This is a genomic window from Modestobacter excelsi, from assembly GCF_005930495.1.
Lineage (GTDB): Bacteria > Actinomycetota > Actinomycetes > Mycobacteriales > Geodermatophilaceae > Modestobacter > Modestobacter excelsi.
In genome coordinates this window covers 24,880-31,618 of record NZ_SJEX01000062.1, presented here as the reverse complement: position 1 = coordinate 31,618, position 6,739 = coordinate 24,880, and the positions used below count along the sequence as shown (strand labels likewise).

At 73.8% G+C, this 6,739-nt stretch carries 6 protein-coding genes; 2 read left to right on the top strand and 4 right to left on the bottom strand.

Annotated features, from left to right (window positions below; all coding sequences use genetic code 11):
- A partial coding sequence (locus FHL80_RS18135; protein ID WP_216870847.1) for a hypothetical protein occupies window positions 1-579 on the bottom strand: 579 nt, incomplete at its 3' end.
- A 108-nt stretch (window positions 580-687) separates the two neighbouring features.
- On the opposite strand from FHL80_RS18135, the gene FHL80_RS18130 reads away from it, so the two are divergent.
- Window positions 688-1,179, top strand: a complete 492-nt coding sequence (locus tag FHL80_RS18130) for an inorganic diphosphatase (RefSeq protein WP_138734770.1) — start codon at window positions 688-690, stop codon at window positions 1,177-1,179.
- Between the two features lie 163 nt (window positions 1,180-1,342).
- A complete protein-coding gene (locus FHL80_RS18125) occupies window positions 1,343-2,965 on the top strand; it encodes a helicase HerA-like domain-containing protein (RefSeq protein WP_138734769.1) in 1,623 nt (540 codons plus the stop codon).
- Between the two features lie 18 nt (window positions 2,966-2,983).
- On the opposite strand, the gene FHL80_RS18120 is transcribed toward FHL80_RS18125, so the two are convergent.
- The 3 genes from FHL80_RS18120 to FHL80_RS18110 form a co-directional block, all read right to left on the bottom strand.
- Window positions 2,984-3,661, bottom strand: coding sequence for a hypothetical protein (locus tag FHL80_RS18120; RefSeq protein WP_246078773.1), 678 nt, complete (start codon window positions 3,659-3,661; stop codon window positions 2,984-2,986).
- A 1-nt stretch (window position 3,662) separates the two neighbouring features.
- On the bottom strand, window positions 3,663-4,097 hold the full coding sequence (locus FHL80_RS18115; protein ID WP_138734767.1) for an S-adenosylmethionine decarboxylase: 435 nt from the start codon (window positions 4,095-4,097) through the stop codon (window positions 3,663-3,665).
- Window positions 4,098-4,207: 110 nt separating this feature from the next.
- The gene (locus FHL80_RS18110; protein WP_138734766.1) at window positions 4,208-6,556 is read right to left on the bottom strand and encodes a putative bifunctional diguanylate cyclase/phosphodiesterase; all 2,349 of its coding nucleotides are present in this window, start codon (window positions 6,554-6,556) and stop codon (window positions 4,208-4,210) included.
- Window positions 6,557-6,739: the final 183 nt, after the last annotated feature.

The window sequence follows — 6,739 nt, the reverse complement described above, 5'->3', positions numbered from 1 at the left end:
GCGGCCTGCGGTCCACTCCGCCTGGGCCCGTTCGACGTCGGCGCGCTCGGCCGCCGCCTTCTGCTCGGCTGCCCGCTGGGCGGTGGCCGCCTGCTCGGCGGCGCTCGCCGCGGCCTGCTCCTCGGCGGCTTGCTCGGCGGCCAGCCGCTCGGCGTCGGCACGGGCCCGGGCGGCCTGCTCCTCGGCGGCCTGCTCGGCGGCGGCCTGCTCGGCGGCGGCACGCTGCGCGGCCCACTCGCGGACGGCCGCCAGGTCGGCGGCGGCCTGCTCGGCCCGTGCCTGATCGAGCTCGGCCTCGTCGGCGGCCGCCTGCACGGCGGCTGCCTCGTCGGCGGCCTCGCTGGCCGCGCGCTCGGCCGCGGCCCGGTCTGCCGCCCACTGCTTCACCGCGGCGAGGTCGACAGCCGCCTGGGCGGCGGCGCGCTCGTCCGCGGACGGCTCGACCTGCGCTGCCTCGACCACACCGGCACCGGAGGGCCCTGCGGCGTCGTCGTCCACCAGGTGAGGGACCTCGGAGCCGGCCTGCTCTGCCACCTCGGACGGCGGTGGCGCGGGTGCCGCTGCCTCGTCGGCGGACACCTCCGGCGCTCCCCCGTCGGACTCCTCGCCCGGCCTCGCCGCGATCTCCCCCACCCCCTGGAGTGACCTCCGCCGACGCGGCGGCCCGTCGTACGACACACTATCGGCGTGCAGTTCGACGTGACGGTAGAGATCCCCAAGGGCCAGCGGAACAAGTACGAGCTGGACCACGCCACCGGACGCATCCGGCTCGACCGGATGCTGTTCACCTCGACCCGGTACCCGGCCGACTACGGGTACATCGAGGAGACGCTCGGGATGGACGGTGACCCGCTCGACGCCCTCGTGCTCCTGGAGGAGCCGACCTTCCCGGGATGCCTCATCACCTGCCGGGCCATCGGCATGTTCCGGATGACCGACGAGGCCGGCGGGGACGACAAGGTCCTCACCGTCCCCGCGACGGACCCCCGGATGGCCCACCTGCAGGACATCAACGACGTGTCGGAGTTCGACCGGCTGGAGATCCAGCACTTCTTCGAGACCTACAAGGACCTCGAGCCGGGCAAGTCGGTCGAGGGCGCCGAGTGGGTGGGCCGGGCCGAGGCCGAGGCCGAGATCGAGGCCTCCCGCCAGCGCGCGGTCGACACCCCGCTGCACTGAGGAAGGACCCTCCTCCCCCGCCCCGCAGGAGGGCCGAGCCGAGCACGCACCGACCGCCGACGGCGGCGCACCCCACCGGGTGCGCCGCCGTCGGCGTCTGGCGGACGCGGGGGGTGCCAGGCAGGCTGTCCTCCGACGTGCCCACCCGGACGGAACGGACGACGTGACCACACCTGACGAGCAGGCCACCGCTGACCCGGCCGCCGCGGCCGACCCCGTGGCCGGCGAGATCGCGGCCGGCTACGACTTCCCGGGGCCCGCACTGGAGTTCGGCTCGGTGGTCCACGGCGGCGTCCCGCACCCGACGGCGCAGGTGCGCGTGCCGCTGTCGATGATGAACCGGCACGGACTGATCGCCGGGGCCACCGGCACCGGCAAGACCAAGACCCTGCAGCTGCTCGCCGAGCAGCTCTCCGCCCAGGGCGTGCCCGTCGTGCTCGCCGACGTCAAGGGCGACCTCAGCGGTCTGGCCCGCCCCGGCGAGCCGAGCGACCGGCTCACCCGGCGCGCCGCGGACACCGCCGACGACTGGACGCCGACCGGGTTCCCGGTGGAGTACCTGGCGCTGGGCGGCCTGGGCACCGGCGTGCCGCTGCGCGCGACGGTCACCAGCTTCGGCCCGCTGCTGCTGAGCAAGGTCATGGACCTCAACGCCACCCAGACCAGCTCCCTCGGCCTGGTGTTCCACCACGCGGACTCCGCCGGGCTGCCGCTGCTGGACCTCAAGGACCTGCGCGCGGTGATCAGCTGGCTGACCAGCGATGCCGGCAAGGCCGACCTCGTGCAGCTGGGCGGGCTGTCCCGGGCCACCGCGGGCGTCATCCTCCGCGAACTGGTCACCTTGGAGGACGGTGGCGGCGACGTCTTCTTCGGCGAGCCCGAGTGGGAGACCTCCGACCTGATGCGGACGGCGCCGGACGGGCGCGGCGTCATCACCGCGGTCGAGCTGAGCGAGCTGCAGGACCGGCCGCGGCTGTTCTCCACCTTCCTGATGTGGCTGCTGGCCGACCTGTTCGAGGAGCTGCCCGAGGTCGGGGACCTGGACCGGCCGAAGCTGGTGTTCTTCTTCGACGAGGCGCACCTGCTGTTCACCGGCGCCAGCAAGGCCTTCCTGGAGACGGTGACCCAGACGGTGCGGCTGATCCGGTCCAAGGGCGTGGGCATCTTCTTCGTCACCCAGAACCCCACGGACGTGCCGACACCGGTCCTCGGCCAGCTGGGCAACCGGGTGCAGCACGCGCTGCGGTCCTTCACCCCGGAGGACGCCGACGCGCTGAAGAAGACGGTGCGCACCTACCCGAAGACCGACGCCTACGACATCGCCGACACGTTGGGCGCGCTCGGCACCGGCGAGGCGGTGATCACGGTGCTCAGCGAGCGGGGGGCGCCGACACCGGTCGCCTGGACCATGCTCCGGGCACCCCGGTCGGCGATGGCCCCGCTGGACCCGGCCGTCCAGCAGCAGGCGGTCGCGGCGTCCCCGTTGCAGGCGCGGTACGGGACCCCGCTGGACCGCGACTCCGCCTACGAGCGGCTGGCCGCGCGGATGGCACCGCCGGAGCCCGCTCCGGCGTCCCACCGGGCGCCCGAGCGGGAGCGAGAACGGGAACGGGCCGATGACGCGGCGCCGCGCGCACGGCGACGCACCCGGTCGGAGCCGGCCGACGACGGCGTCCTGGGGCAGGTGCTGAAGTCCTCGGCGTTCCGCTCCTTCGCCCGCTCGGCCGCCTCGGCGCTGGGCCGGGAGGTCACCCGCGGCATCTTCGGCACCCGCCGCCGGCGCTGACGCGCCGCGCGCGACGACTCAGGCGGCGCCGCGCCCGGGCAACAGGTCGGCCGGGTCCGAGGCGATCGAGCGGAAGATGCCGCCGACGACGGCAGGGGCCAGGTCCGGTCGGACGCTTCCCGCGATGGCGTCGACGAGGCAGACGCACGGCGTGCTGGCCGGCGAACCCAGGTAGTACTCGGACGTCGCTCCGGCCATCGGGGCCCATGGCACGCCCATCACCCGCAGCAGCCGGAGGACCCGATCGTCCAGGATGGTGACCAGGCCCTGGGCGCCACCGGCCTGCGAGTGCCGGAACAACCCGTGGCACAGCGCGAGGCTGACCTCGGCGCCGGCGACCCCGCTGGGGTGCCTGCGGTCCACGGCCAGGGTCGCGACGTCCCAGACCGGCCGGCCGGCGAGACCCGCCGCCCGGAGGCTGTCCGGCACGGAGAGCTGCCAGGGCTCGCCTGCCACGTCGGCCAGCGTCTTCACCTCACCGGTGTCGTCCGGGACGATGAGTCGGGCGGCGCCGAGAGCGGACCCGTCCGAGTCGTCGATCACCGTGACGAACCGGGACCTGTCGGCGTAGGAGCCGTACTCCTGCTCCATGACCTCCGGCGTGTTGCCGAACGCCGCCAGGAACACGCGTCCCTCGGCGTCGCGCGCGGCGTCCCTCTCCGCTGGGGAGTCCGCGACGAGCAGGCGGAGGGTCACGTCAGAAGGGCTTCGCGACGATCGTGCGCGCGGAGAAGAAGTCACGGGTGAAGGAGATCGCGGTGTCCACGTCGAAGGCCTTGCAGGTGTACACGTCCACGGAGAAGAACAGCCGCGGCTGCTCCCAGGCGTAGAAGTGCGCTCCGGACGTCTCCCAGTGGATCCACCCGGCCCAGCCGTACAGGTCCGAGCGGTGCGTCACCGGCTCGATGAGCTGCACCATGTCGACCGCACGGGACAGCGCGGACAGGTAGCTCCGGATCAGCTCGTCGTCGATCGGTCGGGCGGGGACCCCCTCGATCACCAGGCGCTGGCGGAGGATGTCCGGCGCGAGGTCGCGCCACTGATCGGTCCCGGTCTGCAGCGACTGCCGGTCGCCGGTGCCGAAGAGGTGTGATCGGACATGGTCGGTGGCGGTGATCGGGGATGCTGTCACGGGACTCAGCGTGGTGTGTCGACAGCAGACGGCACGCGAGCGTGGCGGCGTGTCCCCTGGTGAGATCTGCCGAAGTCGGCGGGCCGCCCTCGTCGGATCCCCGCCGGAGGTCAGACGGCCGTCGGGTCCAGCTCGACGGCGGCAGTGGCGGCGGCGACCCAGCCGAGGAAGTCGTGGACCGGCATCGGGCGGGCGATCGCGTACCCCTGGGCCACGTCGCAGCCGAGTTCCGCGAGCACGGCGCCGGTCGCGACGTCCTCCACACCCTCAGCCACCAGGCTCAGCCCGAGGTCGTGGGCGAGCGCGACCGTGTGCCGCACGATGGCCGCGGCCCGCGGGTCGCGGTCGACGTCGGCGGTCAGGCTCCGGTCGAGCTTGAGCTCGTCGGCGGGCAGGTTCCGCAGGTAGGCGAGCGAGCTGTAGCCGGTGCCGTAGTCGTCGATCGACGTCCGGACGCCGAGCCTGCGCAGGTCCCCGAGCACGGCCCGGCCCCGCTCCGGGTCCGCCATGAGGGTGTCCTCGACCAGCTCGAGGGTCAGCGCGCGGGTCGGCAGCCCGTGCCGGCGGAGTGCCGACGAGACCTTGTGGGGCAGGTCGAGGTCGTTGACGTTGGCCGCGGTGAGGTTCACCGAGACCGGCACCTCGTGGTCGGGCCACCAGCGGCCGGCTGCCGCCAGGGCCAGCTCGAGCACCGTGTCGGTGAGCGGTCGCAGCAGCCCGGCCTGCTCGGCCGCGGGCAGCAGGTCGGCGGGGCCGAGCAGACCCCGGGTCGGGTGCTGCCACCGGACCAGCGCCTCAGCGCCGGCGACACTGCCGTCGCGCAGGTCCACCTGGGGCTGCAGGAACACGACGAGCTGGTCGTCCGTGAGCGCGGTCCGCAGTTCCTCCATGGTGCGCAACCGGTCGCCGCCGGCCTTGACGGAGTCGGGGACGTGGACGTGGACGCCCTCCCGCGCACTCTTGGCGGCGTACATCGCGACGTCGGCGAAGCGCAGCAGGTCCTGCACGCTGGCTGCGGGGTCGGGGGTGGACGAGACGCCGATGCTGACGCCGACGTGCAGCCGGACGCCCTCCACGGTGTACGGCTGGAGCAGCAGCTCGCGCAGCCGGTAGGCCAGGGCCTGCGCCTCGTCGAGACGCGTGTCAGGCACCAGGACGGCGAACTCGTCGCCGCCGAGCCGGGCGAGCACGTCGTCGGGGCGCAGCGCGTCGCTCAGTCGTGGGCCCACCTGACGCAGCAGGTCGTCGCCGGCGGGATGCCCGAGGCTGTCGTTGACCTCCTTGAAGCCGTCGAGGTCGAGCAGCAGCAGGGCGGCGGGCCGGCGGGTGGTGGCCGAGGTGACGATCCGCTGGGCCTTCTCCAGCAGCGCCCGGCGGTTGGCCAGGCCGGTGAGCTCGTCGGTCCGGGCCTCCAGCGTGACCTGGTTGAAGCTCCGGACCTCACGGAAGGTGACGGCGATGCGGACCACACCTGCGAGGACGCAACCGATCGCCAGCCAGGCGGACGCCGCAGGCATCGGGTGGACCCAGCCGACCCCGAGGACTGTCAGGCTGGCCACCGTGCAGGCCAGCGGGACGGCCAGCAGCCGCCAGCCGATGCGCGAGCCGCCGCTGCGGTCGACCGGCGCAGGCCGGTCGTGGGCACCCGACGCCGCCAGTGCCGCCAAGACCATGCACGCCAGCCAGCCGAGCTCCAGCGGGCCGCCGTCGACGTAGCGACCCTGGAACTGGAGGGCGAACAGCGCGATGTCCGAGGCGCAGACGCAGCACAGTCCCGCGGTGACCGTGAGGAGCGTGCGGTCGATGCGGACTCCCAGGATGGAGCCGACCGCCACGAGCACGGCCAGGAGGAGCACGTCCGTCGTCGGGCCCACCAGCTCGGCGAGCTCCACGGCCACGCCGCCCGAGCCCGGGTAGAGGTACGGGCCCAGCACGAAGGCCACCCCGACGGACAGGCTGCCGAGGGCGCCGATGACGCCGTCGAGCCACATGCTGGGGTGGAAGCGAGGCACCCGGGTGCGGATCAGCCCCACGACGTGCACGTAGAGCATCAGGTAGCCGACCAGGGTCACCGCGTCGGACAGCGGGGTCGTGGGCCCGTTGCCGTCGACGCCGGCCGCCAGCACCCGCAGCGCGTTGCCGACCGCGCTCAGCGTCAGCGCCGCACCGAGACCGGACCAGGCGATCCGCTCGCTCCGCACCCGCACGGCCGCGGCGAAGCAGGCCGCTGCGGCAGCCAGGTAGGGCAGGTTGAACAGGACGACGTCGTAGGCCCGGTCCCAGGCCACCCCGGCGGGCCGGTCCCCCACGCCGGTGGCGAAGAGGGCCGACAGGGCGACGGTGAGCAGCAGCGCCCAGGATGGTCGGCGCCGCGCCGTCACCGGTCGTTGTAGCTGCTCCATGGACCAGTCATCGACCTCCGGGAGCGGCGACCGCAGGCCGATCCGGGTGCTGGTCACCCGTCCGGGTGACGTCTTCGCTGTCGTGATCTGCGCTCGGGCGACTGCCGAGCGGCTCGACGTTCCCCCGAGCGCGATCGCTCAGCGGATCGCCACGCGACACGGCATCAAGGGTCCGGTTGCGGGTTGGCGCCCAGGTCCGTGACTGCTGGCTGTCCGAGATGCCGTTGGGTCCGGCAACCG